A 25,736-nucleotide genomic window follows, 5' to 3' on the forward strand; every position below is an offset into this window, starting at 1 on the left:
ATCGCCACACGGCGTCATGAGGCCGTGCGCTGCGGTTTCTTGAAAGCTGCCCGGCCGCCCTCTGCAGCGGTCTCCCCGTCGCTGGGGGCTGCCGGTTCCCAGAGACTACATGTTGGGGTGGGTGTGCGCGCGGGACCCCAGATGGCGTGTCATTAGTTCACTCTGGCGGGGTGGGGTGATCACCCAGAGGTGCTGCTCACGCCCCGAAACGCAGCTCGCTGCCGGGCAGGGCGAGGCTCAGGAACGGGCGCCGGCCGGCGAGGTGGCCGAGCGGGCCGGACGCGTTGACCGTCCAGTCGGCCGCGGCGAGCCGGGGCCGGATCTTCGCGCCGACGGGGGTGCGCACCGGGGTGCCGTCGCGGTCCTGGAGGACGTCGAACCGGCTGGGGAGGGCGAGCGGCGAACCCGGCCTCGGGGTGAAGGCCGCGGTGGCGATCCAGTCGTCGCCGGTCGCCGCGGTGTACGTGCGGTCGGTGAACTGCAGGGCCGCGAGGTCCTTCGGGATGGCCCACAGCTCGCGGCCGCCGGCGAGCGAGACTGCGGAGTCGACCCAGATCTGCGTGATCGTGCACGTGGTCCGCTTCCCGCGCACCGGGACGGCGGCGAGCAGCTCGTGGTAGCTGAGCTGCCCGGGCTCGCGATAGGCGATCCAGGCGGTGAACAGGGTGGTGTACCCGGCGAGGGACAGGGCGCCCGGGTGCACGTCGCGCGCGGGGACCCGCCAGATCGACACGTGGGCGTCGGCGACCAGGTTCCAGGGCTGCGGCGGGTACGGGGTCATTTCTCCAGCCAGGGCAGGTAGTCGGGCAGGTCCTTTTCGACGCGCATGCCGAACGACGGCGGCCGCTTCTGCAGGAACGACAGGACACCCTCGACGGCGTCCGGGTTCGCGCCGAGCCCGCCGATCAGCTTCGAGTCGAGCTCGTGCACCGGGAACGGCGACTCGGCGCTCGCCATCCGGTAGAGCAGCTGGCGGGTCACCGCGACCGACACCGGGGCCGTCGTCTCGACGATCTCCTTCGCCAGCTTCTTCGCTTCGTCGAGCACGGTTCCAGTGGGGAAAACCTGGTGCACCAGGCCCTTTTCGAGGGCCTCCGCCGCCGGGAACACGCGTCCGCTGATCATCCAGTCGAGCGCGGTGCCCATCCCGACGAGCCGGGGGAGGAACCACGCGGAGGCGCCCTCGGGGTAGATGCCGCGGCGGGTGAAGACGAACCCGAACCGGGAGTCCGCCGAGGCGAGCCGGTAGTCGCACGCCAGCGTGATCGTGATGCCGCCGCCGACGGCCGCGCCGTGCAGGGCGGCGATCACCGGCTTGTTCATGGTGAAGATCCGCTTCGAGCACCGCCCGGCGGGCTCCTGCCATTCCCGGCCGGGCCCCTCGGCGGGGTCGAAGTCGAAGCCGCCCTGCGAGAGGTCGGCCCCGACGCAGAAGTCCTTCCCGGCCCCGGTCAGCACGACCACACGGACGTCCTCGTCACGATCGGCACGGTCCATGGCGGCACCGAGCTCGTCGGCCATCCGGATCGTGTAGCCGTTGCGCGCCTCGGGCCGGTTCAGCGTGACCGTGGCGATCCGGTCCGCGACGGCGTAGGTGATCTCGGCGTAGTCGGCCATGCGACGAAGCTATTGCAGTCCGGCACTACTGGCAAGATGTCAATAGTGGGACGAGGTGGCCTCCGGTGTGTGGTTGCGGTCGGGTGTGGTGTCACGTGGGCGCAGGCCCGTGGCCGCCATCAGCCCAGTGGCGGGTTCGGGGAGGTCGCCGAGGTGTTCCGGCAACCGGGCGGCGGAGCGGTGACCGAACAGCGTCGGCGGACCGCAGGCACACGAGCAGCTCACCGGTGCGGTCGCGAGCCGCTGTCCGGACCCTGGAACGGGGAGCGGAGGCGGCCCACGGGACAAAACAATCAGGCGCGCTTGATTTTTCCGGCCGCCGGTGCCACGCTGGCTCCCGGACGCAAGGAGGCGGGCGATGGCGGATCTCGGCGTGATCCTCGGGGATCTCGACGCGGAGACACGGACGATCGACGACGTGGTGGCGAACCTGCCCGCGGCGGACTGGGCGCGGGAAACACCGGCCGCGGGGTGGACGATCGCGCACCAGATCGCGCACCTGGCCTGGACCGACCGGAAGGCCCTGATCGCGGCCGCGCACCCGGAGGACTGGCAGGCCGAGGTCGAAGAACTCCTCAAAGCCGGGGAGACCTACGTCGACGACGGGGCCGCGGCCGGAGCGCAGCGGCCGCCGCGGGAGATCCTCGAAGACTGGCGGTCGGGGCGTGCGGCGCTGGCCGGAGCCCTCGCCGCCGTCCCCGACGGGCAGAAACTGCCCTGGTACGGGCCGCCGATGAGCGCCGCTTCGATGGGCACCGCGCGGATGATGGAGACCTGGGCGCACGGCCAGGACGTCTTCGACGCCCTCGGCCTGACCCGCGAGCCCACCGCGCGGCTGTGGCACATCGCCCGCTTCGGCACCCGGACCCGCGACTTCGCCTACAAGGTCCACTCGCTCGCGCCGCCGCCCGAGGAGTTCCGTGTCGAGCTCACCGCGCCCGACGGCTCCACCTGGGCGTTCGGCCCGGAGGGCGCCGGGCAGAAGCTCACCGGCAGCGCGCTGGACTTCTGCCTCGTCGTCACGCAGCGGCGGCACCCGGCCGACACGGACCTCGTGGCGCAGGGCGCCGACGTCGAAGAGTGGCTGACCATCGCGCAGGCCTTCGCCGGGCCTGCCGGGGAAGGCCGCAAGCCGGGGCAATTCACATGACGTACCGCATCGGCAACGCCTCGGGCTTCTACGGCGACCGGTTCAGCGCGGTTCGCGAGATGCTCACCGGCGGCCCCCTCGACGTGCTCACCGGCGACTACCTGGCCGAGCTGACCATGCTCATCCTCGGCCGCGACCGGATGAAGGACGCCACCCGCGGCTACGCCAAGACGTTCCTCCGCCAGATGGCGGAAAACCTCGGCCTGGCAAAAGAAAACGGCGTCAAGATCGTCGCCAACGCGGGCGGCCTCAACCCCGCCGGGCTCGCCGGCGCCCTCCGCGAACTGGCCGACGAGCTCGGGCTGGACGTCAAGATCGCGCACGTCGAAGGCGATGATCTCGTGGCGCGGGCCGAGGAACTGGACCTCGGCAAGCCGTTGACCGCCAACGCCTACCTCGGCGCCTGGGGCATCGCGGAGTGCCTCAACGCGGGCGCCGACGTCGTCGTCACCGGGCGCGTCACCGACGCCTCCGTCGTCGTCGGCCCGGCCGCCGCGCACTACGGCTGGGCCCGTGACGACTTCGACGCCCTCGCCGGCGCGGTCGCCGCCGGGCACGTCATCGAATGCGGCGCCCAGGCCACCGGCGGGAACTACGCCTTCTTCACCGAACACTCCCTCGGCGTGCCCGGGTTCCCGATCGCCGAGATCGAGGCCGACGGCTCAAGTGTCATCACCAAACACCCCGGCACCGGCGGCGTGGTCAACGTCGGCACGGTCACCGCGCAGCTGCTGTACGAGATCACCGGAGCGCGGTACGCGGGGCCGGACGTCACCACGCGGTTCGACACGCTGTCCCTGGCCGAAGACGGGCCCGACCGCGTCCGCATCTCCGGGGTCCGCGGCGAAGCCCCGCCGCCGACGCTGAAGGTCGCCCTCAACCGCCTCGGCGGGTTCCGCAACGAGACGACGTTCGTCCTCACCGGACTCGACATCGAGGCGAAAGCCGCGCTGGTGCGGGAACAGCTCGAAGCGTCCATGAAGGACCGGCCGCCGGCCGACGTCCGCTGGACCCTCGCGCGCACCGACCACCGGGACGCCGACACCGAGCAGACGGCGAGTGCGCTGCTGCACGTCGCCGTCAAGGACGCCGACCCGAAGGTCGCCGGCCGCGCGTTCACCGGCGCGGCCGTCGAACTCGCGCTGGCCAGCTACCCCGGGTTCCACGTGACCGCCCCGCCGTCCGATGCCTCGCCGTACGGCGTCTACACCGCGGCCTACGTGGACGCCGCGAAAGTCCCGCACGTCGCCGTGCTGCCGGACGGGATGCGTGTCGACATAGCGCCTTCGACGTCCACTCAGGACCTGTCCGAAGTGGATGAGCCGGCCCGGCCCGAACCCCTCGGCCACGGGCCGGTGCGGCGGGTGGCCCTCGGCGCGATCGCCGGCGCGCGCAGCGGCGACAAGGGCGGCAACGCCAACCTCGGCGTCTGGGTGCGGTCGGACGAGGCGTGGCGCTGGCTGGTGCACCGGCTGACCGTCGCCGAGGTCAAGCTGCTGCTGCCCGAGACCGCCGACCTGCCGGTCACGCGGTACCTGCTGCCGAACCTGCGGGCGATGAACTTCGTCGTCGAAGGCCTCCTCGGCGAGGGCGTCGCCTCGCAGGCCCGGTTCGACCCGCAGGCCAAGGCGCTCGGCGAGTGGCTGCGGTCGCGGGAGATCGACGTCCCGGAGGTCCTGCTGTGACCGACCCCTTCCGGGCGCCCGAACGGACCGAACTGCGCCGGACCGTCCGGAAGTTCGTCGAGCAGGAGGTCCTGCCGCACCTCGACGACTGGGAGCGCTCCGGCGAACTCCCCCGGGACCTGCACCGCAAGGCCGGGGACCTCGGCCTGCTCGGCGTCGCCTTCCCGGAAGAGATCGGCGGGGGAGACGGCAACTACCTCGACGCTCTGGTCGTCGCGGAGGAGATGCACTACGCCGGTGGTTCCGGCGGGCTCTTCGCGTCGCTGTTCACGTGCGGCATCGCCGTGCCGCACATCGCCGAGGCGGGCGACCCGATCCAGCTCGAACGCTGGGTGCGGCCGACCCTGGCCGGGGACAAGATCGGTGCCCTCGCCGTGACCGAGCCGGACGGCGGCTCCGACGTCGCCGGGATCCGGACCACCGCCGTCCGCGAGGGCGACGAGTACGTCATCAACGGCGCCAAGACCTTCATCACCTCCGGGTGCCGCGCGGACTTCGTGACGACGGTGGTGCGCACCGGCGGTGACGGTGCCCACGGGCTGTCGCTGATCGTCGTCGAACGCGGGACACCGGGTTTCACGGTGAGCCGCAAGCTCGAGAAGATGGGCTGGCTCTGCTCCGACACCGCCGAACTGTCCTACGTGGACGTCCGGGTTCCGGTGGAGCACCTGGTCGGCACCGAGAACAGCGGGTTCGCCCAGGTCGCCACCCAGTTCGTCACCGAACGGCTGTCGCTGGCCGTGCAGGCGTACGCCCACGCCCAGCGCGCGCTCGACCTGACGCTGGACTGGTGCCGGCTGCGCGAGACGTTCGGCCGCCCGCTCATCTCGCGGCAGGTCGTCCAGCACAAGCTCACCGAAATGGCGCGGAAGGTCGACGTCGCCCGCACCTACACCCGGCAGGCCGCGATCCGGCACGTCTCCGGTGAAGAGGTCATCGCCGAAGCCTGTTTCGCCAAGAACACCGCCGTCGAGGCCGCCGAATGGGTGGTCAACGAGGCCGTCCAGCTGCACGGCGGGCTCGGCTACATGCGCGAGTCCGAAGTGGAGCGCCACTACCGCGACGTCCGGATCCTCGGCATCGGCGGGGGCACCACCGAGATCCTCACCGGCCTGGCCGCGAAGCGATTGGGATACACCTCGTGACTGCTCTGAGGTCCACAGTGGACACGCGGGCCGCCGAGTTCGGCGCGAACCGCGACGCGATGCTGGAAAAGCTCGCCGAAATCGACGCCGAGCACGCCAAAGCCGTCGCCGGCGGCGGCGAGAAGTACGTCGAGCGGCACCGCAAGCGCGGCAAGCTCCTCGCCCGGGAACGCGTCGAGCTCCTCCTCGACGCGGATTCGCCGTTCCTGGAGCTGTCGCCGCTGGCCGCGTGGGGCACCGACTACCGCGTCGGCGCGAGCCTGGTGACCGGGATCGGCGTCGTCGAAGGCGTCGAGTGCCTGATCTCGGCCAGCGACCCGACGGTCAAGGGCGGCGCGAGCAACCCGTGGACCACGAAGAAGAGTTTCCGGGCCGCGGACATCGCCGCGCAGAACCGGCTGCCGTCGATCAACCTCGTCGAGTCCGGCGGCGCGGACCTGCCCACCCAGAAGGAGATCTTCATCCCGGGCGGCCGGATCTTCCGGGACCTCACGCGGGCCTCGGCCGCGGGCTGCCCGACGATCGCGCTGGTCTTCGGCAACTCCACGGCCGGGGGCGCGTACCTGCCCGGCATGTCGGACTACGTCGTGATGGTCAAGGAACGCGCGAAGGTGTTCCTCGGCGGGCCGCCGCTGGTGAAGATGGCCACCGGTGAGGAGTCCGACGACGAGTCGCTCGGCGGCGCCGAAATGCACGCGCGGACCTCGGGCCTGGCCGACTACCTGGCCGTCGACGAGCAGGACGCGATCCGCCTGGGGCGCAACATCGTCAAGCGGCTCAACTGGGCGAAGCAGGGGCCTTCGCCGAAGCCGGACTACGAAGAGCCGCTCCACGATCCCGAGGACCTGCTCGGCATCGTGCCGACCGACCTGAAGGTGCCCTTCGACCCGCGCGAGGTCATCGCCCGGGTCGTCGACGGCTCCGACTTCGACGAGTTCAAGCCGCTCTACGGCTCTTCGCTGGTGACCGGCTGGGCGAGCATCCACGGCTACCCGGTCGGCGTGCTGGCCAACGCCCAGGGCGTGCTGTTCGGCGAGGAGTCGCAGAAGGCCGCGCAGTTCATCCAGCTGGCCAACCAGATCCACACCCCGCTGGTGTTCCTGCACAACACGACCGGCTACATGGTCGGCAAGGAGTACGAGCAGAGCGGCATCATCAAGCACGGCGCGATGATGATCAACGCCGTCTCGAACTCGAAGGTGCCGCACCTGTCCGTCCTCATGGGAGCGTCCTACGGCGCCGGCCACTACGGGATGTGCGGCCGGGCCTACGACCCCCGTTTCCTGTTCGCCTGGCCGAGCGCGAAGTCCGCGGTGATGGGCCCGGCCCAGCTGGCCGGCGTGCTGTCGATCGTGGCCCGCGCCGCGGCCGAAAGCCGCGGCCAGGAGTACAACGAGGAACACGACAAGGCCATGCGCGCCATGGTGGAAGGCCAGATCGAAGCCGAGTCGATGCCGATGTTCCTCTCCGGCATGCTCTACGACGACGGCATCATCGACCCGCGCGACACCCGCACCGTGCTGGGCCTGAGCCTGTCCGCGATCCACAATGGACCAGTGAAGGGCGCCGAAGGTTTCGGCGTCTTCCGGATGTGAGCGAGCGATGATCCAGAACCTGCTGGTCGCCAACCGCGGTGAGATCGCCCGCCGCGTCTTCCGCACCTGCCGCGACGCCGGGATCGGCACGGTCGCGGTGTTCTCCGACGCCGATGCCGCCGCGCCGCACGCCCGGGAGGCCGACGTGGCCGTCCGGCTGCCCGGCAACGCGCCGTCCGAGACGTATCTGCGGGCGGAGCTGCTGGTCAAGGCCGCGGCCGAGACCGGCGCCGACGCCGTTCACCCCGGCTACGGCTTCCTCTCCGAGAACGCCGCGTTCGCGCGGGCCGTGCTCGACGCCGGGCTCACCTGGGTCGGTCCGCCGCCCGGGGCCATCGAGACCATGGGCTCCAAAGTGGAGTCGAAGCGGCTGATGGCCGCGGCCGGGGTGCCGGTCCTGGCCGAGCTGGACCCGGCTTCGGTGACCTCCGAAGACCTGCCGTTGCTGGTCAAGGCGTCCGCCGGCGGTGGCGGCCGCGGGATGCGCGTGGTCCGCTCGCTCGACGAGCTGGCCGAGGCGGTGGAAGGCGCCAGTGCCGAGGCCGGGTCGGCGTTCGGCGACCCCACCGTCTTCTGCGAGCGCTACCTGGAGACCGGGCGGCACATCGAGGTCCAGGTGCTCGCCGACCGGCACGGCACGGTGTGGGCGGTGGGGGAGCGGGAGTGCTCCATCCAGCGCCGGCACCAGAAGGTCGTCGAGGAAGCGCCGTCGCCGTTCGTCGACGCCGCCATGCGCGAGGAGCTGTTCGACGCCGCGCGCAAGGCCGCCAAGGCGATCGACTACGTCGGCGCGGGCACGGTCGAGTTCCTCGCCGGGCCGGACGGCCGGTTCTACTTCCTCGAGATGAACACCCGGCTGCAGGTCGAGCACCCGGTCACCGAGAACGTCACGGGACTCGACCTGGTCGCCTTGCAGCTGCGGATCGCCGAGGGCGAGCGGCTCCCGGCCGATCCGCCCCCCACGGTGGGCCACTCCATCGAGGTCCGGCTGTACGCGGAAGACCCGGCGGCGGCCTGGCAGCCGCAGAGCGGCACGCTGCACACGTTCGACGTGCCCGATGTGGACCGCTCCTTCACGCACGGCCCCGGACTGCGCCTCGACTCCGGGTTCGAGACCGGGTCGGTGGTGGGCGTCCACTACGACCCGATGCTCGCCAAGGTGATCACCTGGGCGCCCACCCGCGCCGAAGCGGCGAGGCGGCTGGCGAAAGCTTTGGCGGCGTCGAAGATCCACGGTGTGGTCACCAACCGCGATCTCCTGGTGAACATCTTGCGCCACGAGGCGTTCCTGGCCGGGGAGACGGACACGGCGTTCTTCGACCGCCACGGCCTCGGCACCCTGGCCGCCCCCCTGGCCACAGTGGACACCGAACGGCTCTCTGCCCTCGCGGCGGGCTTGGCGGACGCGGCAGGCAATCGGGCGTCGGCCACCACGCAGAGCAGGCTGCCCAGTGGCTGGCGCAACGTCCGCTCGGCCGGGCAGCGCAAGGTCTTCTCGATCGCGGACCGCGAGTACGAAGTGGTCTACTCACTGACCCGGAACGGGTTGACCGCCGAGGGCTACGACGCCGAGCTGATCAGTGCCGAGCCGGGCCGGGTGGTCCTCGCCGTGGGCGGGGTGCGGCGCACCTTCGAGGTCGCGCGCCACGCCGGCGTGTCCTATGTGGACTCCGCGCTCGGGCCGGTCGCGCTGACGGCGGCCCCGCGATTCGCCGACCCGGACGCGGCCCTCGCTGCCGGGTCACTGGTCGCGCCGATGCCGGGCACGGTTGTCCGGCTCGCCGTGCAGGCCGGGGACCCGGTCAAGGCCGGCGATCCGCTGCTGTGGCTCGAAGCGATGAAGATGGAACACCGGATCGCCGCGCCCGCCGACGGTGTGGTGGCGGAACTGCCGGTCACGGTCGGACAGCAGGTCGAAGTGGGCACGATCCTCGCGGTGGTGGGAGAAGCAGAATGAACGCCATGAACTTCGTCGAGCCGGAAGAGCGGATCGCGCTCCGCAAGGCCGTCGCCGAGCTGGGTGCCAAGTACGGGCACGAGTACTACGCCCGCAAGGCCCGCGCGGGCGAGAAGACCCACGAGCTGTGGGACGAAGCCGGGCGCCTGGGCTACCTCGGCGTCAACATCCCCGAGGAGTACGGCGGCGGGGGCGCGGGTATCGCCGACCTCGCGGCGGTGCTCGAAGAACTCGCCGCCGCGGGTTCGCCGCTGCTGCTCATGGTCGTCTCGCCGGCGATCTGCGGCACCGTCATCTCCCGCTTCGGGACCGAAGAACAGAAGAAGCAGTGGCTGCCCGGCATCGCCGACGGCAGCAAGCGGATGGTCTTCGCGATCACGGAGCCGGACGCCGGGTCGAACTCGCACAAGATCACCACCACCGCCAAGCGCGACGGCGACGGCTGGGTCCTCAACGGACGCAAGGTCTACATCTCCGGCGTCGACGAAGCCGACGCGGTGCTCGTCGTCGGCCGCATGGAGGACTCCAGGACCGGCAAGCTCAAGCCCGCGCTGTTCATCCTGCCGACGAACACCGAGGGCTTCGAGCACACGAAGATCCCGATGGACATCGTCGCGCCGGAGAACCAGTTCTCGCTGTTCCTCGACGACGTCAAGCTCCCGGCCGAAGCGCTGGTCGGCGAGGAGGACGCGGCCATCGCGCAGCTGTTCGCGGGCCTCAACCCGGAACGCATCATGGGGGCGTCGTTCTCCCTCGGCATCGCGCGGTACGCGCTGGCCAAGGCCGTCGGCTACGCGAACGAGCGGCAGGTCTGGGGTACCCCCATCGGCACCCACCAGGGCCTCGCGCACCCACTCGCCGAGATCAAGATCGAGCTGGAACTCGCGAAGCTGATGACGCAGAAAGCGGCGTCGCTCTACGACTCCGGCGACGACTTCGGCGCGGGGGAGTCGGCCAACATGGCGAAGTACGCCGCCGCCGAGGTCGCCATCCGGGCCACCGACCAGGCCGTGCAGACCCACGGCGGCAACGGCCTGGCCACCGAATACGGCCTCGGCACGCTGGTGACGGCGGTGCGCCTGGGCCGGATCGCGCCGGTCAGCCGCGAGATGGTGCTCAACTTCGTCGGCCAGCACAGCCTCGGCCTCCCGAAGTCCTACTAGGAGCCGATATGTCTACTTTGGACGGCAAGACGATCATCATGTCCGGTGGCAGCCGCGGCATCGGCGAGGCGATCGCGCTCCGGGCGGCCGCCGACGGCGCGAACGTCGCGCTGCTGGCCAAGACGGGTGAGCCGCACCCTAAACTGCCCGGCACGATCCACACGGCAGCCGAGGCGATCGAGAAGGCGGGCGGGCACGCACTGCCGATCCTCGGCGACGTCCGCGACGACGACGGTGTCGCCGCCGCGGTGGCGAAGACCGTCGAGCAGTTCGGGGGCATCGACATCGTCGTGAACAACGCCAGCGCGATCGACCTGACGCCGACCGAGCAGGTCAGCATGAAGCGCTACGACCTGATGCAGGACATCAACGCGCGCGGCACGTTCCTGCTGTCCAAACTGGCCATCCCGCACCTGCGCCGGTCGGCGAACCCGCACATCCTGACGCTGTCGCCCCCGATCAGCCTCGACGAGAAGTGGTTCACCGCCGGGCACCTCGCGTACAGCATCGCCAAGTACTCGATGAGCCTGGTGACCGTCGGGCTCGCCGCGGAACTGAAGGAGGACGGGGTCGCGGTCAACTCCCTGTGGCCGCGGACCACGATCGACACCGCGGCGATCCGCAACGTCGTCGGCGCGGAACTGGCTTCGCGCAGCCGGACGCCGGAGATCATGGCCGACGCGGCGCACGCGATCCTGACCGAGCCGAGCCGTTCGGCGACCGGCCAGTTCTTCCTCGACGACGAAGTGCTGCGCGCCGCCGGCGTCACGGATCTCTCGAAGTACCGTGTCGGCGGTTCGGAAGAGGACCTGCAGCTCGACTTCTGGGTGGACCCGGCTTGACCGGCATCCGCGAACCCCAGCAGGAGCGCAGCCGCACCACGCGGCGGCGCCTGGTCGAGGCCGCGCTCGACAGCTTCGGCGAGCGCGGCTGGCACGGCGTGACGGTGGCCGGGATCGCCGAGCGAGCGGGCGTCTCCCGCGGCGCGGCACAGCACCACTTCCCGGCCCGCGAGGACCTCGTGGTGGCGGCGGTCGACCTGCTCGGCGAAGCCCAGATCGACGAGCTGCGCGCCCAGGCGGCCGGCCTGCCGAGCGGGGCGTCTCGCATCGAGCGCGTCGTGGAGATGGTGCTCAACCTGTACACCGGCCCGCTGTTCCGCGCGGCCCTCCAGCTGTGGTCGGTGGCGGCGACCGACGAGGCGCTGCGGGACGTGCTGGTGCCGCTCGAAGCCCGGGTCGGCCGCGAGGCGCACCGCGTCACGGTGGAGCTCCTCGGCGTCGACGAGTCCCGGCCGGGCGTGCGCGAGCTGGTCCAGGCCACTCTCGACCTGGCCCGCGGGCTCGGCCTGGCCAACCTCCTGACGGACGACACCCGCCGCCGGCGCCAGATCGTGCGCGAATGGGCCCGGACGCTGGAGCTGCGGCTGACCTAGGCTCGGTCGTCGCCCGTCCCGGGGGGGCGCGGTCCGAGTTCAGCGGCCGTCCACGAGGCCGTGTTCGTAGGCGTGGATCACCAGGTGGACCCGGGTACGCAGGCCGAGCTTGGCCAGCATCCGGGCCACGTGGGTCTTGACCGTGCCTTCGCCGACGACCAGGGCACCGGCGATCTCGGCGTTGCTCATGCCCTTCGCCACGTGCCGCAGCACTTCGAGTTCCCTCGGGGTGAGCCGGTCGAGGCCGTCCGGCGGGCGGCGGGGTGCGGGTTCGGCGAACCGGCGGAGCGTGCGGCGGGTGACCTGCGGATCGAGCAGGCCCTGGCCCTTCGCCGCCGCGCGGACGGCATCGACCAGCAGCGCCGGTTCGCTGTCCTTCAGCACGAACCCCGCCGCGCCCGCCGCGAGCGCTCCGAACAGGTACTCGTCGACGTCGAACGTGGTCAGCGCGACGACCGCGGGCGCCGGGTTGACCGATTCGCCGATCCGGCGGATGGCGGCGATCCCGTCCAGGCGCGGCATGCGGAGGTCGAGCACCACGACATCGACGCCGCCGTACCGGGCCTTCTCGACGGCTTCGGCGCCGTCGGCGGCTTCGCCGACCACCTCGATGTCGTCCTCGGCGTCGAGCACCAGGCGCAGGGCCCAGCGGACCGGCTCCTGGTCGTCCGCGAGCAGCGTGCGGATCATCGGGGCAGCCGGGCTTCGACGCGCCAGCCTGCCGGGCCGTTGGGCCCGATTTCCAAGGTGCCGCCGAGCAACCGGGTCCGCTCCCGCATCCCGCGCAGGCCGCTGCCTTCGGCCGGGGCACCGGGGTGGGTGGAGCCGTTGTCCGCGACGGTGACCACGACGGCGTCCGGACGGTGGTCGACGCTCAGGTCCACGCGGGTCGCGTCGGAGTGGCGCAGGACGTTGGTGAGCGCTTCCTGGGCCACCCGGTAGCCGGCGTGGTCCAGGTGCGGCGCCACGTCCGGCGAGCCGCGCCGGGTGAGGGTGACCGTGCGGTCCGGGCCGGTGATGCGCTCGACCAGCATGTCCAAATCGGACAGTGAACCGCCCGTTCGCGGCAGCACGGCCCGCACTTCGGCGAGGGCGGTGGCCGAGGCGTCGGCGATGGTGACCAGCGCCCGGTCGGCGGCCGGCGGCAGCGCGCGGACGACGTGGCGGACGGCGGTGGCCTGCAGCCGGATGACGGTGAGGTGGTGCCCGACGGCATCGTGCACCTCCCGGGCGATGCGGGCGTGCTCCTCGGCGACGACGCGCCGGGTCTCCGCCCGGTAGAGACGCTCGGCGTGCTCGGCGCGGTCCCGGTGCAGCCGCAGGGCGTACCCGGCCGCGACCGGCGCGACGCCGAGGAGCACGAGGTCGGTGTAGGTGGCGGCGCCGGCCGGCCGGACACCGGCGACGGCCAGGACGAGCAGCCAGCCCACCGAGCAACCGAGCACGCGCAGCCGCGGCCGGTGGTAGGCGGCCGACCCGAACGCGGCCATGGCGACCAGCCGCCCGGGCCAGAGCGGCAGGGCCAGGACGACGGCGGCGCAGAGCAGGGCGGCACCGAGCGGAAAGCGGCGGCGGAGCATGAGCGGAGCGGCCACCGCGGCGGCGCCCGCGCCGACGGCGAGCGGATCGGTGCCGGCGCGTTCGGCCAGCCCGAGCACCAGCACGACCACCGCGGCGGCGCCGGTGACGAGGAGATCGCCGGTGGCGGTGCGGAGGAAAGCCGGCGGTTGCCACGGTCCCGGGCTGGTCGGGTGGTCGATGGCCATGTCCACGTTGTACACGTCCGGCGGGTTCGCGGTGCGGGTTCCGGCTGGCACGGGGCGGGGATTTCGGTTGGCTGAGCGGGTTCCGGCTGGAGGGGTTCTGTTGGTTGAGTGGCGCGGGGCCCGGCTGGGGAGCGGGTTCGGGTTGGCTGAGCGGGTTCCGGCTGGGGGCTCTGTTGGTTGAGCGGCGCGAGGCCCGGCTGGGGAGCGGGTTCGGTTGGCTGGGCGGTGCGGGTTTCGGCCGGCCGGCGAGGGGGATTTCGGATGGCTGGGCGGGCGTGGGCCGGCGTGGGTTTCGGGTGGCTGACCGGCACCGGGAGCCGTGGCGATGAAGGCCGATCCGGGCAGCCGCCCGCCCGTCAGCCCGCGCTTCCGCAGCGGGCCCCCGACGGCGGCAGCTCCCCGTCCCACAGCCACCGGTGCACGTAGCCGCGCACGCACGCGTTGCCCCGCAGGTACAGCGCATGGTTCCCCGCCGATGGCAGATAACTCCCATGCAGCTGCGCAGCCACCCGGCGGCCGTGATCCGCGGGCGTCAGCGGGTCGTCGTCGCCGTTGGCCACCAGTACCCGGGGCATCGGGGGCAGGGCGGCCGGTGGGGTGAGCCCGGTCCGGGGCAGCCCGGCGCACTGCCCCGACACCCGCCACGGGTGCGCGGCCCAGCCCAGCCGCGGCGCCGCCGCCCGCAGCTCGGCTTCCACCCGCTCGGCGGCCGGAAACGTGCGCGGCTCGGGGAAATCCGCACAGAACGCCGTCCGGGCCAGACGGGCGTCGGGCGGGGCCGGACGGGGCGTCACCGCCGAGGTGTCCCCGGCTTCGGCCGCGGCCAGTGCGGCCGTCAGCGCGGGCCAGCTCCGGTCGTCGCCGATCCGGGCGGCCGTCCACGCGACGGCCACCCCCGCCGGGAGCCCGTCCCACACCGCGATCACGTCACGCCCGTGCAGCGCGCAGCCCGGGTCCGCCGCGCACCAGCGGGCCATCCGGAACAGGTTGCGTTCGGCCGTCACCGCGCCGGCCCGGGCCCACGCCGCCGGATCGGACCGGGTGTGGTCCAGCACGCTGTCGAGGTACATGCGCCCGACGCGGGGGCCGAACAGCGCCGCGTACTCCTGCCCGTACACCGTGCCGTACGAGCTGCCGAAGTAGTTCAGCCGGGGCTCGCCCAGCCGGGCCCGGATCGCGTCCATGTCGCGGGCGACCTGGCGGGCGCCGAGGTGACCGGGGGCCGCCGTGCAGTCCGCGGCGAACTTCGCGTTGGCGGCGGCGTAGGCGTCATACGCGCTCTTCGTCAGCGGCCCCGGCAGGGCCGCGGGCGCCGGCCCGGGGCACGTGACGTCGAGGCCGCGCGGGTCGAACACCACCACGTCGAACCGGGCCGCCAGGTCGGTGAACTGGTCGCGGAAGCCCGGCACGGCGAAGAGCGGGATCGACTGCGCGGGACCGCCCGGGTTCACCAGCAGGGTGCCGAGTTTCCGTTCGCGGGCGGGGATCCGCAGCAACGGGACGGTGACGGTGGCCCCGCCGGCCGGGTGGTCCCAGTCAGCGGGCACCTCGATCCCGGTGCACGACAAGCCGTCGTAACAGTCTCGCCACGCCAAACCCCCCTCCGCCACAGCGGTCCCGGCTCCGGTCACGAGCAGCACGGCCACCGCGGCCACGTGCTTGAGCAGTGCTTTCATGCCTCGATTCGAGCAGCCGGGGGCGCCCCGCGCGTCTGCCTCGCGACAGACTTTTCCGCCCGGGGAACCTCACCCACACCCCGGACGTCCTAGTGCCGTAAGTAACACAATCGGCCCAATGGGCGAATAACCCGTTGTAGTGGCGACAAAGGAAAGGCAGTCCGGTGTCCGGTTCAGGAGTCGAGCTCACCCACCGCGCGATGGCCATGTTGAGGGCGGTGGCCGCCGGTCGTGCGCAGATGACGTGCAGCTGTGAGCCCGACCTCTTCATCGACGGATTCGCCTGTTGTGATCAGATGACCGCCCACGCGCTGGCCCACGGCGGTTTTCTCCGCCCCGGCGCCGAAGGGGCCACCGGCCGCGTCGCCGCCGAGCTGACCGAGGCGGGCCGCGCGGCGCTGGCGATCACCGTCGCCGCCTGAGCGGCTGATCACGCGTCACGCAGGGTCGTGACTTCGCTCTGGTGTTCGATTTATCCCGGGTCGCCGACCTGGCAGGCTTGTCCCCATGGCGGAGCACCCACCACCGGTGGACGACGAGGCGACGGTCTTCCTCCCGAGCGAGCTGAGGGGCCCGCACTGGCCGACCCGTGACCCCGACGTCTCCCGGCGGGCCTACGACGAGTTCGCCGGCCAGATCGTCGCGCGGCCGCCCGCGTCGCCGGTCAGCGCCGGGCGCGGGGAAGGCGCCGGCTCGTCGCTGGCCCGCTCCAGCGGCCGGATGGCGGTCGCCTCGGCCGTCAGCCGGGTCACCGGGTTCGTCGCGAAGCTGCTGCTCGCCGCCGTGGTCGGGGCCGGGGTCGTCAACGACTCCTTCACCGTCGCGAACACGTTGCCCAACATCGTCTTCGAACTGCTCTTCGGCGGCGTCCTGGCCAGCGTCGTGGTGCCGCTGCTGGTCCGCTCGCACGACGACCCCGACGGCGGCCGCGCCTACACCCAGCGGCTCATCACGATGGCGCTGGTGCTGCTCGCCGTCGGCACGGCCGTCGCGGTGGCGATCGCCCCGCTGTTCACCGCGCTCTACGTCGACAAATCGTCCGCGTCCGCGAACTCCGGGCTGACCACCGCGCTGGCGTACCTGCTGCTGCCGCAGATCCTGTTCTACGGCCTGTTCGCGCTGCTCTCGGCCATCCTCAACGCGCAGAACGTCTTCGGCCCGCCGGCCTGGGCGCCGGTGCTGAACAACGTCGTCGTCACCGGCACGCTCGTCGTGTTCGCGTTCGTGCCGGGGGAACTGACGCTGGACCCGGTCCGGATGAGCGACCCCAAGCTGCTCGTGCTCGGCCTCGGCACCACGCTCGGCATCGTCGCGCAGGCGGTCGTGCTCATCCCGGCGTTGCTGCGCACCGGGTTCCGGTTCCGCTGGCGCTGGGGCTTCGACCCGCGGATCAAGGAGTTCGGCGGGCTGGCCGCGTGGATCCTCGGCTACGTCGTCGTCAGCCACGTCGGGTTCGTCATCACCACCCGCGTGCTGACCGGCGGCAACAGCGGCGGCGTCACGGCCTACAGCTACGCGTCCCTGCTCTTCCAGCTCCCGTACGGCATCCTCGGCGTTTCGCTGCTGACCGCGCTGATGCCACGGATGAGCCGCGCCGCCGCGGACGGCGACACGGTATCCCTCGTCGGCGACCTCTCGCTCGCCTCCCGCATGTCCACCGTGCTGTTCGTGCCCATTTCGGCGGTGCTGGCCGTGGTCGGCACACCGATCGGCATCGCGATCTTCACCTGGGGCCGCGGCACCCTCGACGACGCCGAGCGGCTCGGCCAGACGCTGGCCGTCTCGGCGGTCGGGCTGCTGCCGTTCGCGCTGGTCATGCTGCAGTTGCGGGTGTTCTACGCGATGAAGGACGCCCGCACGCCCACGCTGATCATGCTCGTGATGACCGCGGTGAAGATCCCGCTGCTGCTGCTCTGCCGCGGACTGCTCGACGGCGAGCACGTCGTCTACGGCGTCATGCTGGTCAACGGCGCCGGGTTCGTGGTCGGGGCGGTCCTCGGCCAGGTCTGGCTGTGGGTCCGGCTCGGCCACTTGCGCAGCAAGCGCTCGCTGCGGGTCGGGCTGATCACCCTCTCGGTGAGCGGGCTGGGGGTGGTGGCCGCGGTGCTCGCCGGGCGCGCCGTGCCCGCGTCGCTCGGGGTGATCCCGGGGGCGTGGGTGAAGCTGCCGGTGCAGGGGCTGCTGGGGATGACCGTGCCGTTCGGGTTGCTGGCGTTGCTGAAGCTGCCGGAGTTCACCCCGGTGACCCGGCGGGTGGCCGGGCTGCGGCGGCGGTTCGCGGCTCGTTGAGGTTGGGGCCGGGGTGTGGTCCGGTTGTGTCGAGTGGTGGCTTGCGGTGTTGGGGTTGCTGAGGCCCGGTGACCCCGGCGGCGGCCGGCCGCTCTCTTGAGCTCGGGCTGGGAGTGCGATCCGGTTGTGCCGAGCGGTGAGGAGTCTGGAGCCGGCGTTGCTGAAGCTGCCGGAGTTCACCCCGGTGACCCGGCGGGTGGCCGGGCTGCGGCGGCGGTTCGCGGCTCGTTGAGGTTGGGGCCGGGGTGTGGTCGGCTTGCCGAGGCTGCCAGAGCTGCCCGGGTGGCCGCCGCGCGGGGGTGGTTCGCGGCTCGTTGACGGCTACGGCCGGGAACGCGATCCGGTTGTCTCGAAACGGTAACGAGAGCGCGGCGATCAGCGCGTTTACAATTGCCGCAAGGGTTTCTACTATCCACCGGGATCATGCGGCCGCGGGCGAGCGCGGCGGCGGGGGCACGGGTGGAGGACATGCATGACGCGCAGTGCGCGCAAGCGGCGGGACCGGGTCACGGTCGACGAACTGCTGCGGCAGACCGGGGCGCGGCCGCGCAAACCGGGCTCGCGGGCGGCCGAGCTGGCGGCGCGCCGGGACACCGGACCCGAATCGGGGCTCGGCGCCGGGCACAGCGGGGCGGCGCGGGTGGCGCTGGCGTCGGCGGTGTTCGTCGTGCTGGGCGGGCTGGTCGTCGTGCTGGCGACGCGGCCGGACTCCGTGCCGGGCTCCACGCAGTTCCCGCAGCTGCAGCCGGCCACCGCCGTGCCGTCCTCGACCGCGCTGGCCGTCCCGACCGAGACGACCACGCCGTCCCCGGCGGTGATGCACGCGCGCCGGACGCCGACCCCGACCCCGACGGTGACGATCGAACTGCCGCCGCCGTCGACGACGGCCAAGACGACCCCGCCGCCCACGTGGACGCCGCCGCCGTGGAACCCGTACCAGTGCAACCCGTACTCCTGCGGGCCCTACTCCGGCGGGCCGCGGCGCTGACCCGCGAAGGCCCCCTCACCGACCCCGATGCCGGTGAGAGGGCCTCCGACAGCCCCACTACGGGTCGGTGGGTCAGCCGGTGTAGCCGGCGACGATCTTGGTGAACGCGTACTTGTCCTGGCTGATCCCGCTGCACTCGCCACCGCCGCTGCAGTCGCGGTTGGTGGCCCAGAACGTGAAGCGGGCCAAGTGGTGGCTGGCCGCGTAGCCACGGATGGAGTTGAAGTTCGCGACCGTGACGGTCTCGCCCGCGTTGTCGGTCTTGCCGTTCATCGAGGAAAGGCCGCTGTGCCGGTAGGCGGTGTCGTCGCTCCAGCCGAACGTGGTCTTGAGCTGGTTCTTCAGCCCGTCGACCGCGGACTTCGTGTGGGCGGCCATGTCACCGCCGTCGGAGAAGTCGAACGGCATGACCGACCAGACGTCGACCGGGGCGCCGATCGCCTTGGCCTGGTTGATCAGGCGCTTGCCCCACGAGTCGGGGCCGGTCGTGGTGGTGCCGATGGTGATGACGACCTTCAGGTTCGGGTTCTTCTGCTTGGTCAGCTTGACCGCGTTGAGGATGCGGTCCTGCACCGTGTTGTTCTGGAACTCGTCGGTGTTCTCGATGTCGAGGTCGATCGCCTTGAGCGCGTAGGCGTCGATCACCTTCTGGTAGGCGCCCGCCAGCGCGGCGGCCGACGTGCACTTCGAGCCCAGCTTCGTGCCGGACCAGCCGCCGAAGGAGGGGATCACGTCCCCGCCGGCGTTGCGGATGTTCTGGATCATCGTCTTGTCGGAGCCGGTCAGCGACCGGCTGCCGTCCCACTTGGGGTTGCACGAGCCGTCCGAGAGGACGAACGCGAGCGTAAACGCTTTCACGCCGGTCGCGGACATCGCGGCGGTCGGGCTGGTCTGCCCGCCCCACTGGTACAGGTACGGGGAGGCGAGCACGGGGTCGACCGCGGCCATGGCCTGCGGGGCGAGCCCGACCGTCGTCGCCAGCGCGGCCGAAGCCGCGGCCGCGAGGGTGAGGAGACGGCGCACTGATTTCGCCGATCCGGCCGAAAGCAGGCCGCCCCCCGAGCGACGGGCAACCGTCGCTACGAAGGTGTTCGGCCGTGACTGTGGGCGGATCGGCGATGAACGAAGCAGCATGGGGGTCCTCCGAAACGCGCAGGTGGAGCACCTCCGGTTTGAGGCGGCGGGATCAACCCGGGAGGAGTGCTGTGTGCCACCACACAGTGGACTAGACCAATGTTGCGTGTCAACCCTCCGTCGGTCGGAAAATGACCCACGATCCCTGGCGCTCCCGGGCGTGTTAAATTCCCCTTAAGGCGGATCGACACGGGCCCGCATTCCGGCTACTTTGCCGAAATGGTGGGGGATTCCACGGTCGCCGCCGGCGGGGATGGCCGCCCGGGCCGGTTCCTGCCCGCCCTCGTCCTGCGGCGCTGGGCCCTGCGGCGGTGGGCGCTGTGGCGGCTGCCGCGCCGCGGCCAGGTCTGGTACCTCGTCGGGATCGACGCCCTCGCCGTCGCCGCCGTCGTGCTCGCCGCCCTCCGCTTCCCGCCGCTCGCCGCGATGCTGACGCCGTTCGCGCTGCTCGCGGCCGGGATGCTCGTGTCGGCGGAGCTCGCGCGGCCGGTCGAGCGCCACCGCGAGGACACCCTCCTCGGCCCCGGCGTCGACACGCCGTGGATCTTCGCCGGCGTCCTCGTGCTCCGCCCCGGTCTCGCCGTCGCGCTGGTCGTGCTCTCCGCGCTGCACCAGTGGTTCCGGGTCCGCAGAAGACCCGTCCACCGGCAGGTGTTCGGCGCCGCGGCGACGGCGCTGGCCGGCCTCGTCGCGGGTGCCTTCCTCACCGCGACCGGCGTCCGGCCGGTCGGTGAGGTCCTTGGCACCCGGACCGTTCTCCTGCTCACCGCCGCCGGGCTGGTGTTCCTCGCGGTCAACGCCGCCCTCGTGACCGGTGCCGACGGGCCCCGCCGTCCGCGCGAAGCCGCCCCCGGGTACGCCTTCGACGCCGCGATGACGGCCTTCGGCCTCCCGCTCGCCTGGGCCGCGGTCGCCGCGCCGCTGCTGGTCCCGGTGCTCGCCGGCGCCACCGTCGTGCTGCACCGCGGCGGGCTGGGCGGCGGCCGCCGCGACCACGTCACCCTCGATCCGGGCACCGGCGTGCTGACCGCCGCGTCCTGGCGCGGCGCCGCCGAGGCCCGGCTGGACCGCCCCGGCGGCCCCGGCCCGGCCGTGCTGCTGCTCGACCTCGACCACTTCCGCCTGCTCAACGACCGCTACGGCGCCCGGATCGGCGACGCCGTCCTGCGCGCGGTCGCCGGCACCCTGCGCGACGAGGTCCGGGCCGCCGATCTCGTGGGCCGCTCCGGCGGCGAGGAGTTCGCCGTGCTGCTGCCCGGCTCCGGCCCGTTCGACGCGATGGCGATCGCCGAGCGCATCCGCCTGCGGATCGCCTCGACGCTGGTGGCACTGAAGGCCTCGGGTGACGGCCCGCAGTTCGTCGGGGTGACGGTGTCGATCGGCGTGGCGGGTTGCTCGGCCGGGCTCCTCGACGAAGCGCTGCTGGCGGCGGAACAGGCGTTGCTGCGGGCCAAGGGGGCGGGCCGCAACCGGACGGTCTGCGCCGAGCCGGCGTCGTGACCCCACCGTTGAGCGGGGCGTGCAACCGGTAGTACCGCCGGGCGTCTTGAGGGTGGAAGACGGTGAGGGGCCGTCGGACAACGCAGGGGAAAGGGGCTGCAGCGCGTCAAATGCGAGGCGCCCTGGGCATTCGCGCACTTCATCAACGAAATCGAGGGTGGCCGGATCCTGTTCGGCTACCGTAGCGGGAAGTGGGTGGTGCAGGGCGGCGGGACGGGCCAATTGTGTGAAAGTGTCCCGGCCGCGATCGCCGAGCGGATCTGCGGCTAGCTCATCGTGATCGCGTCCAGTTTTTCCTTCAGGTACTGCGACGCGATCACCTCGGGGTAGGCGCGGGTGCCCAGCGGCGGCGCCAACGACGTGATCCGCGCGTCGTGATCGGTCTCGTAGAAGAAGATCAACGACACGAGGTCTTCGTCGGGTGCCGTCGCGGCCGGGGGAGGACGCGGTGGCGCGTCGAGCGCCAGCGGTCGCCCGTCCAGCGGGCCATCAGGTCGCCGATGTTGACCGTGAACGCTTCCGGGTGGAACGGCGCGTCCGCCCACTCGCCGTCGGCCGTGCAAACCTGCAGGCCGCCGACGCCGGCCTGGCGGTCGAGCACCGTGACCGTGCCGAAGTCGGTGTGCGGGCCGATCCGGAACTGGTCCGGCGCCGGCGGGCCGACGTGGGTCATCGGCGGGTACCAGTTGATGTTGAACGTGTACGTCGGGTGCCCGGTGTGCCGGGTGAAGTGGCTCTGGGCGAGCCCGAGCGCCGCGGCGAAGATCTCCAGCAGGTGGTCCGCCAGCGCCCGCATCCGGCGCATGTACTCCGTGGCCGCCTCGCCCAGGCCGGGCACCTCGTGCGGCCAGACGTTGGGCTGGAACCAGAACCCGTCGACCTCGGCCACACCGGTCCGGGTGTCCGCGCCCGCCGAGTAGGACTCCTTGAGGTCCGGCGGGGTCTCGGTGCCCTCGGCGTAGCCGTTGGCCTCGACCCCCGGCGGCAGCCAGCCGCGGCCGCCGACCGTGACGGCGTAGCGCTGCTTGACGTCTTCGGGCAGCGCGAAGAACTCCCGCGCCAGCTCGCGCGTCCGGTGGCGCAGCTCGTCCGGGACGCCGTGCCCGGTGACCAGCAGGAAGCCGGACTCCCGCAGCGCCTGGTCGATCCGGCCCGCCACTTCGGCCCGGCCCTCGGACGTGCCCGCGAACCACGGCGAAAGGTCCACGAGCGGAACGGATGACGGCATACCGGCTCCTGTAAGGCGCTGTTGTCGAGCAGGTGCGGTCGAGCTGGGCCGATCAGTACTGTCCTATTCGGACTTCTCGACCCCGATGTCCTCGAACCACAGGTCCGGGCGCGCGGCGATGAACTCCGTCATCAGCGCGGTGCAGCCGGGATCGTCGAGCAGGGTGATCTCCACACCGAGCCCGGCGAGCCAGTCGTGACCGCCGTGGAACGTCTCGGCCTCACCGATGACGACGCGCCCGATACCGAACTGACGGACGAGCCCGGAGCAGTACCAGCACGGCGAGAGCGTGGTGACCATGATCGTGTCCCGGTAGTGCGGGCGGCGGCCGGCGTTGCGGAACGCCGCGGTTTCGGCGTGCATCGACGGGTCGCCGTCCTGCACGCGCCGGTTGTGCCCGCGGCCCAGCAGCGTGCCCGCGGAGTCGAACAGCGCGGCCCCGATCGGCACACCTCCCTCGGCCTTGCCCAGCTCGGCTTCTTCGCGGGCGACGGCGAGCAGGGTGTGCGGATCGATCGGCATGCGTCACTCTTTCCGGCCGCGGTGGTGCCTGGCAAGTGTTTGCCGCCTTCCGGTGGATCGAGGACAGGAGTTGTCCGCGATGTCTGGCACACTGCGTGCCATGTACGGCACTTCGGAACGGCTGCTCAGGCTGCTTTCGCTGCTGCAGGCGCGCCGGGACTGGCCGGGTGCCGACCTCGCGGCCCGCCTCGAGGTCGACGTTCGCACGATCCGCCGCGACATCGAGCGGCTGCGCTCCCTCGGCTACCCGGTGCACGCGACGCCGGGGGTGGCGGGCGGCTACCGGCTGGGTGCGGGCGCGGCGCTGCCGCCGCTGCTGCTGGACGACGACGAGGCCGTCGCGGTCGCGGTCGGCCTGCGCACGGCGGCGAGCGGCACGGTCAGCGGCATCGAGGAGACGTCGGTGCGGGCGCTGGCGAAGCTGGAGCAGGTGCTGCCCGCCCGGCTGCGGCCGCGAGTGGGCGCGCTGCAGGCGGCGACGGTGTCACTGCCCGGAGCCGGTCCGACGGTGGACGCCTCGGTGCTCACGGCGATCGCGGCGGCCTGCCGCGACCAGGAACGGCTGCGGTTCGGCTACGGCGACCGGTCGGGGGCCTCGACGCAGCGGTCGGTCGAGCCGCTGCGGCTGGTCCACACGGGGCGGCGCTGGTACCTGGTCGCCTTCGACCTCGACCGCGCGGACTGGCGCACCTTCCGGGTGGACCGGATCGCCGAGGTGCCGGCGGTGGGCTTCCGGTTCACCCCGCGCGAGCCCCCGGCTGCGGACCTCGCGGAGTACGTCTCCCGCCAGATCTCGACGGCGCCCTACCCGCACCAGCTGGTCCTGCGGGTGGCGGCCCCGGCGTCGGCGCTGGCCCGGCGCATCTCGCCGACGTCGGGGGTGGTGGAGGAGATCGACGAGGGCAGCTGCCGGGTGCGGACCGGGGCGAAGGACCTGGACGCGGTGCCGTACCACCTGGCCCAGCTGGGGTACGACTTCGTGGTCGAGGAGGCACCGCCGGGACTGGTGGAGCGGCTGCGGGAGGTGGCGGAGCGGTTCGCCAGGGCGGTCGGTTAGCTCGGTTCGAGCCGGACGCAAGCGCTTTCGCCCTCGCTCAAGAAGCCGGCCAGTCCGCTTCCCTCGGCCGCGACCTCGTCACGTTCCGGCCCGGTCAACCGCCGCAGCGGCCGGACCACGACCGTGTCGTTCTCCGTCGTCCACGTTGCCGAAACGCGGCCGTCGACCAGGACCACCCGCTCGCCCGCGACCGAGAGCCCGCGGTGGGTGTCGTCGATGATGCGGGTGCGGTCGTCGTAGCCGAGGATCGCGTTGTCGAACGCCGGGAGGAACCGGACCGGTGCCGGGGTGCCCGGGTCGGGGCGGGGTGCTCCGGGCAGGTCGAGCAGCTCGCGTCCCCGCTCGTCGCGGAAGGCCACGAGCTCCTCGCGCACCGCCTTCACCGCGGCCGGCAGGCCGGCCAGGCCCGACCACGCGCGCAGATCCGCCGTCGCCGCCGGGCCGAACGCCGCGAGGTAGCGCCGGACCAGCGTCCGCCCGACGCCGTCGTCCGGGTCGAGCGGGTCGGCGTCGCGGCCGAGCCACGCGGCCAGCGGCAGGTTCCGCACGCCCGCCTTGGTGCGCCACAGCCCGCGCGGCGGCAGCTGCGCCGACGGGATCAGCGCGGCGATCAGCAGCTCGCCGAGCGGGCGCGGGCCCGGCGCGGGCCACCGGTCGGCGACCGCCCGCGCGAGTTCGCCCATCGAGCGGGGCTCGCCGTCGGCCAGCACCGCCCGGCCCGCCGCGGCGAGCTCGGCGAAGTCCACGTCCGCGAGCTCGCGGCGGTAGGTGCCGACGACCCGCTGCCGCAACATCGTGTCGAACCGGCTCCGCCACGCCAGGACGTCGTCGGCGGTCAGCAGGTGCACGGTGCGGCGCATGAGGTGGGTCCGCACGACGCGCCGCCCGGTCAGCAGGGCGTCCAGCGCGGCCGGGTCGAACGCGCGCAGCCGCGACCACAGCCCCGTGAACGGGGCCTGCGGCTCCTGCGCCTGCAGGCCGCCGAGGTGGGCGACGGCGTCGAGCACGGGCAGGCCGGCCCGCTCGAGCAGCAGCTGCCGGGCGAGGGTGGCGCGGTTGAGGGCCCGCGCGTCGAGGAGGGTGTGCACGAGGCCAGCGTGCCGGAGATAGCGGACAGGTTGTGTCCGCTACTGGGGCGCCATGCCGACGCCGAGCATCCGCAGCACGAGCCCGCCGTACTCCTTGCCCAGCGCCGCGGGTGTCTGGCGGGCGCGCTCGCTGTACCAGCGGGCGACGTCGACGCCGAGCGAAAGCACGGCCCGGGCGGCGACGTGCGGGTCGGTCACCGTGAACACGCCGCTGTCGACGCCCTCGGCGATGACCTCGCGCACGATCCGCTCGATCCGCCGCCGCAGCGCGGCGACCACCTCGAACTCCTGCTCGGGCAGTGCCTGCAGCTCGTACTGGACGACCCGCGCGACGGTGTGGCGCCGCGCGTGCCACGCGACGAAGTCCTCGACGATCAGCCGGATCCGCTCGACGGGATCGGACTCCTTGGCGACGACGTTCTCGACCAGCGCGAGCGTCTGTTCGTGGCCGTACCGGCTGATCGCGAACAGCAGCGCGGCCTTGGAGGGAAAGTGCACGTAGAGCGCGGCGGGCGACATCCCCGCGGCGCCGGCGATGTCCCGCGTGGTGGTGGCGTGGTAGCCGCGCTGGGCGAAGGCCTCCACCCCGGCCAGCATCAGCCGCCGGGCGGTCTCCGGCTGCACGTCCGGCCAGAGTTCGGCCGACAGCGACATCGTCATCCGGTGGTCCTCCCGCTCGCGCCCGGACGGCGGCCACGACGGCCGGACCGGTCGTGCCCATTGTAAGCGGGCGCTTTGCCG

The 25,736-nt window shown here is 72.4% G+C and carries 24 protein-coding genes; 13 read left to right on the top strand and 11 right to left on the bottom strand.

Going from position 1 to position 25,736, the window contains the following annotated elements; translation table 11 throughout:
- Positions 1–196: 196 nt before the first annotated feature.
- Positions 197–781, bottom strand: coding sequence for an acetoacetate decarboxylase family protein (locus tag QRY02_RS03965; protein WP_285990118.1), 585 nt, complete (start codon positions 779–781; stop codon positions 197–199).
- Complete coding sequence (locus QRY02_RS03970; protein ID WP_285990119.1) at positions 778–1,617, bottom strand: enoyl-CoA hydratase-related protein; 840 nt, start codon at positions 1,615–1,617, stop codon at positions 778–780. The genes QRY02_RS03965 and QRY02_RS03970 overlap by 4 nt, the downstream gene beginning before the upstream one ends.
- 358 nt (positions 1,618–1,975) lie before the next feature.
- Between QRY02_RS03970 and QRY02_RS03975 the strand changes: the two genes are divergently transcribed.
- From QRY02_RS03975 to QRY02_RS04010, 8 genes are read left to right on the top strand one after another with little or no spacing between them, the layout of a single operon-like run.
- The gene (locus tag QRY02_RS03975) at positions 1,976–2,767 is read left to right on the top strand and encodes a TIGR03084 family metal-binding protein (protein WP_285990120.1); all 792 of its coding nucleotides are present in this window, start codon (positions 1,976–1,978) and stop codon (positions 2,765–2,767) included.
- Complete coding sequence (locus QRY02_RS03980; protein WP_285990121.1) at positions 2,764–4,452, top strand: acyclic terpene utilization AtuA family protein; 1,689 nt, start codon at positions 2,764–2,766, stop codon at positions 4,450–4,452. The genes QRY02_RS03975 and QRY02_RS03980 overlap by 4 nt, the downstream gene beginning before the upstream one ends.
- Entirely contained in the window at positions 4,449–5,597 is a 1,149-nt protein-coding gene (locus tag QRY02_RS03985) for an acyl-CoA dehydrogenase family protein (protein WP_285990122.1), read from the top strand. The genes QRY02_RS03980 and QRY02_RS03985 overlap by 4 nt, the downstream gene beginning before the upstream one ends.
- Positions 5,594–7,192, top strand: coding sequence for an acyl-CoA carboxylase subunit beta (locus tag QRY02_RS03990; protein WP_285990123.1), 1,599 nt, complete (start codon positions 5,594–5,596; stop codon positions 7,190–7,192). Before QRY02_RS03985 ends, QRY02_RS03990 begins: the two co-directional genes overlap by 4 nt.
- 7 nt (positions 7,193–7,199) lie before the next feature.
- On the top strand, positions 7,200–9,149 hold the full coding sequence (locus QRY02_RS03995; RefSeq protein ID WP_285990124.1) for an ATP-binding protein: 1,950 nt from the start codon (positions 7,200–7,202) through the stop codon (positions 9,147–9,149).
- Positions 9,146–10,312, top strand: coding sequence for an acyl-CoA dehydrogenase family protein (locus QRY02_RS04000; protein ID WP_285990125.1), 1,167 nt, complete (start codon positions 9,146–9,148; stop codon positions 10,310–10,312). Before QRY02_RS03995 ends, QRY02_RS04000 begins: the two co-directional genes overlap by 4 nt.
- 8 nt (positions 10,313–10,320) lie before the next feature.
- Positions 10,321–11,154, top strand: a complete 834-nt coding sequence (locus QRY02_RS04005) for an SDR family oxidoreductase (protein WP_285990126.1) — start codon at positions 10,321–10,323, stop codon at positions 11,152–11,154.
- Positions 11,151–11,747, top strand: coding sequence for a TetR/AcrR family transcriptional regulator (locus QRY02_RS04010; RefSeq protein WP_285990127.1), 597 nt, complete (start codon positions 11,151–11,153; stop codon positions 11,745–11,747). The genes QRY02_RS04005 and QRY02_RS04010 overlap by 4 nt, the downstream gene beginning before the upstream one ends.
- A 39-nt stretch (positions 11,748–11,786) precedes the next feature.
- Here the strand turns inward: QRY02_RS04010 and QRY02_RS04015 are convergent, their stop codons facing one another.
- The 3 genes from QRY02_RS04015 to QRY02_RS04025 form a co-directional block, all read right to left on the bottom strand.
- Entirely contained in the window at positions 11,787–12,437 is a 651-nt protein-coding gene (locus QRY02_RS04015) for a response regulator transcription factor (protein ID WP_086853142.1), read from the bottom strand.
- On the bottom strand, positions 12,434–13,564 hold the full coding sequence (locus QRY02_RS04020) for a sensor histidine kinase (protein ID WP_285990128.1): 1,131 nt from the start codon (positions 13,562–13,564) through the stop codon (positions 12,434–12,436). Before QRY02_RS04020 ends, QRY02_RS04015 begins: the two co-directional genes overlap by 4 nt.
- A gap of 305 nt (positions 13,565–13,869) precedes the next feature.
- Positions 13,870–15,189: an alpha/beta fold hydrolase gene (locus tag QRY02_RS04025; protein WP_285990129.1), complete on the bottom strand. Its 1,320-nt coding sequence runs from the start codon at positions 15,187–15,189 to the stop codon at positions 13,870–13,872.
- A 164-nt stretch (positions 15,190–15,353) separates the two neighbouring features.
- Here QRY02_RS04025 and QRY02_RS04030 point away from each other — a divergent pair, with 164 nt between their 5' ends.
- From QRY02_RS04030 to QRY02_RS04040, 3 genes are all read left to right on the top strand, one after another.
- Positions 15,354–15,611, top strand: coding sequence for a hypothetical protein (locus QRY02_RS04030; RefSeq protein ID WP_285990130.1), 258 nt, complete (start codon positions 15,354–15,356; stop codon positions 15,609–15,611).
- 85 nt (positions 15,612–15,696) lie between these two features.
- Positions 15,697–17,478 (top strand): murein biosynthesis integral membrane protein MurJ, encoded by a 1,782-nt coding sequence (gene murJ, locus QRY02_RS04035; RefSeq protein WP_285990131.1) that lies wholly within the window; start codon positions 15,697–15,699, stop codon positions 17,476–17,478.
- A gap of 472 nt (positions 17,479–17,950) precedes the next feature.
- Positions 17,951–18,466 (top strand): hypothetical protein, encoded by a 516-nt coding sequence (locus QRY02_RS04040; RefSeq protein WP_285990132.1) that lies wholly within the window; start codon positions 17,951–17,953, stop codon positions 18,464–18,466.
- A 72-nt stretch (positions 18,467–18,538) separates the two neighbouring features.
- On the opposite strand, the gene QRY02_RS04045 is transcribed toward QRY02_RS04040, so the two are convergent.
- Positions 18,539–19,489 carry a chitinase gene (locus tag QRY02_RS04045; protein WP_285990133.1) on the bottom strand — a complete coding sequence of 317 codons (951 nt, stop codon included), beginning with the start codon at positions 19,487–19,489 and terminating at the stop codon, positions 18,539–18,541.
- A gap of 330 nt (positions 19,490–19,819) precedes the next feature.
- Between QRY02_RS04045 and QRY02_RS04050 the strand changes: the two genes are divergently transcribed.
- On the top strand, positions 19,820–21,100 hold the full coding sequence (locus QRY02_RS04050; protein ID WP_285990134.1) for a GGDEF domain-containing protein: 1,281 nt from the start codon (positions 19,820–19,822) through the stop codon (positions 21,098–21,100).
- 266 nt (positions 21,101–21,366) lie between these two features.
- On the opposite strand, the gene QRY02_RS04055 is transcribed toward QRY02_RS04050, so the two are convergent.
- The 3 genes from QRY02_RS04055 to QRY02_RS04065 all read right to left on the bottom strand — a co-directional run bounded on the left by QRY02_RS04055 (position 21,367) and on the right by QRY02_RS04065 (position 22,850).
- A complete protein-coding gene (locus QRY02_RS04055) occupies positions 21,367–21,507 on the bottom strand; it encodes a hypothetical protein (protein ID WP_285990135.1) in 141 nt (46 codons plus the stop codon).
- Positions 21,498–22,328, bottom strand: a complete 831-nt coding sequence (locus tag QRY02_RS04060; protein ID WP_285990136.1) for an isopenicillin N synthase family dioxygenase — start codon at positions 22,326–22,328, stop codon at positions 21,498–21,500. The genes QRY02_RS04055 and QRY02_RS04060 overlap by 10 nt, the downstream gene beginning before the upstream one ends.
- Positions 22,329–22,391: 63 nt before the next feature.
- Positions 22,392–22,850: a nucleoside deaminase gene (locus tag QRY02_RS04065; RefSeq protein WP_285990137.1), complete on the bottom strand. Its 459-nt coding sequence runs from the start codon at positions 22,848–22,850 to the stop codon at positions 22,392–22,394.
- Between the two features lie 100 nt (positions 22,851–22,950).
- Between QRY02_RS04065 and QRY02_RS04070 the strand changes: the two genes are divergently transcribed.
- Entirely contained in the window at positions 22,951–23,907 is a 957-nt protein-coding gene (locus QRY02_RS04070; protein WP_285990138.1) for a helix-turn-helix transcriptional regulator, read from the top strand.
- Here the strand turns inward: QRY02_RS04070 and QRY02_RS04075 are convergent.
- Both QRY02_RS04075 and QRY02_RS04080 read right to left on the bottom strand, forming a co-directional pair.
- Complete coding sequence (locus tag QRY02_RS04075) at positions 23,904–24,995, bottom strand: winged helix DNA-binding domain-containing protein (protein ID WP_285990139.1); 1,092 nt, start codon at positions 24,993–24,995, stop codon at positions 23,904–23,906. The two genes, QRY02_RS04070 and QRY02_RS04075, sit on opposite strands and share 4 nt — an antisense overlap.
- A gap of 39 nt (positions 24,996–25,034) precedes the next feature.
- Positions 25,035–25,655 carry a TetR/AcrR family transcriptional regulator gene (locus QRY02_RS04080; protein WP_285990140.1) on the bottom strand — a complete coding sequence of 207 codons (621 nt, stop codon included), beginning with the start codon at positions 25,653–25,655 and terminating at the stop codon, positions 25,035–25,037.
- Between the last annotated feature and the right edge of the window lie 81 nt (positions 25,656–25,736).

Origin of the sequence: Amycolatopsis sp. DG1A-15b, from assembly GCF_030285645.1 — a bacterium.
Lineage (GTDB): Bacteria > Actinomycetota > Actinomycetes > Mycobacteriales > Pseudonocardiaceae > Amycolatopsis.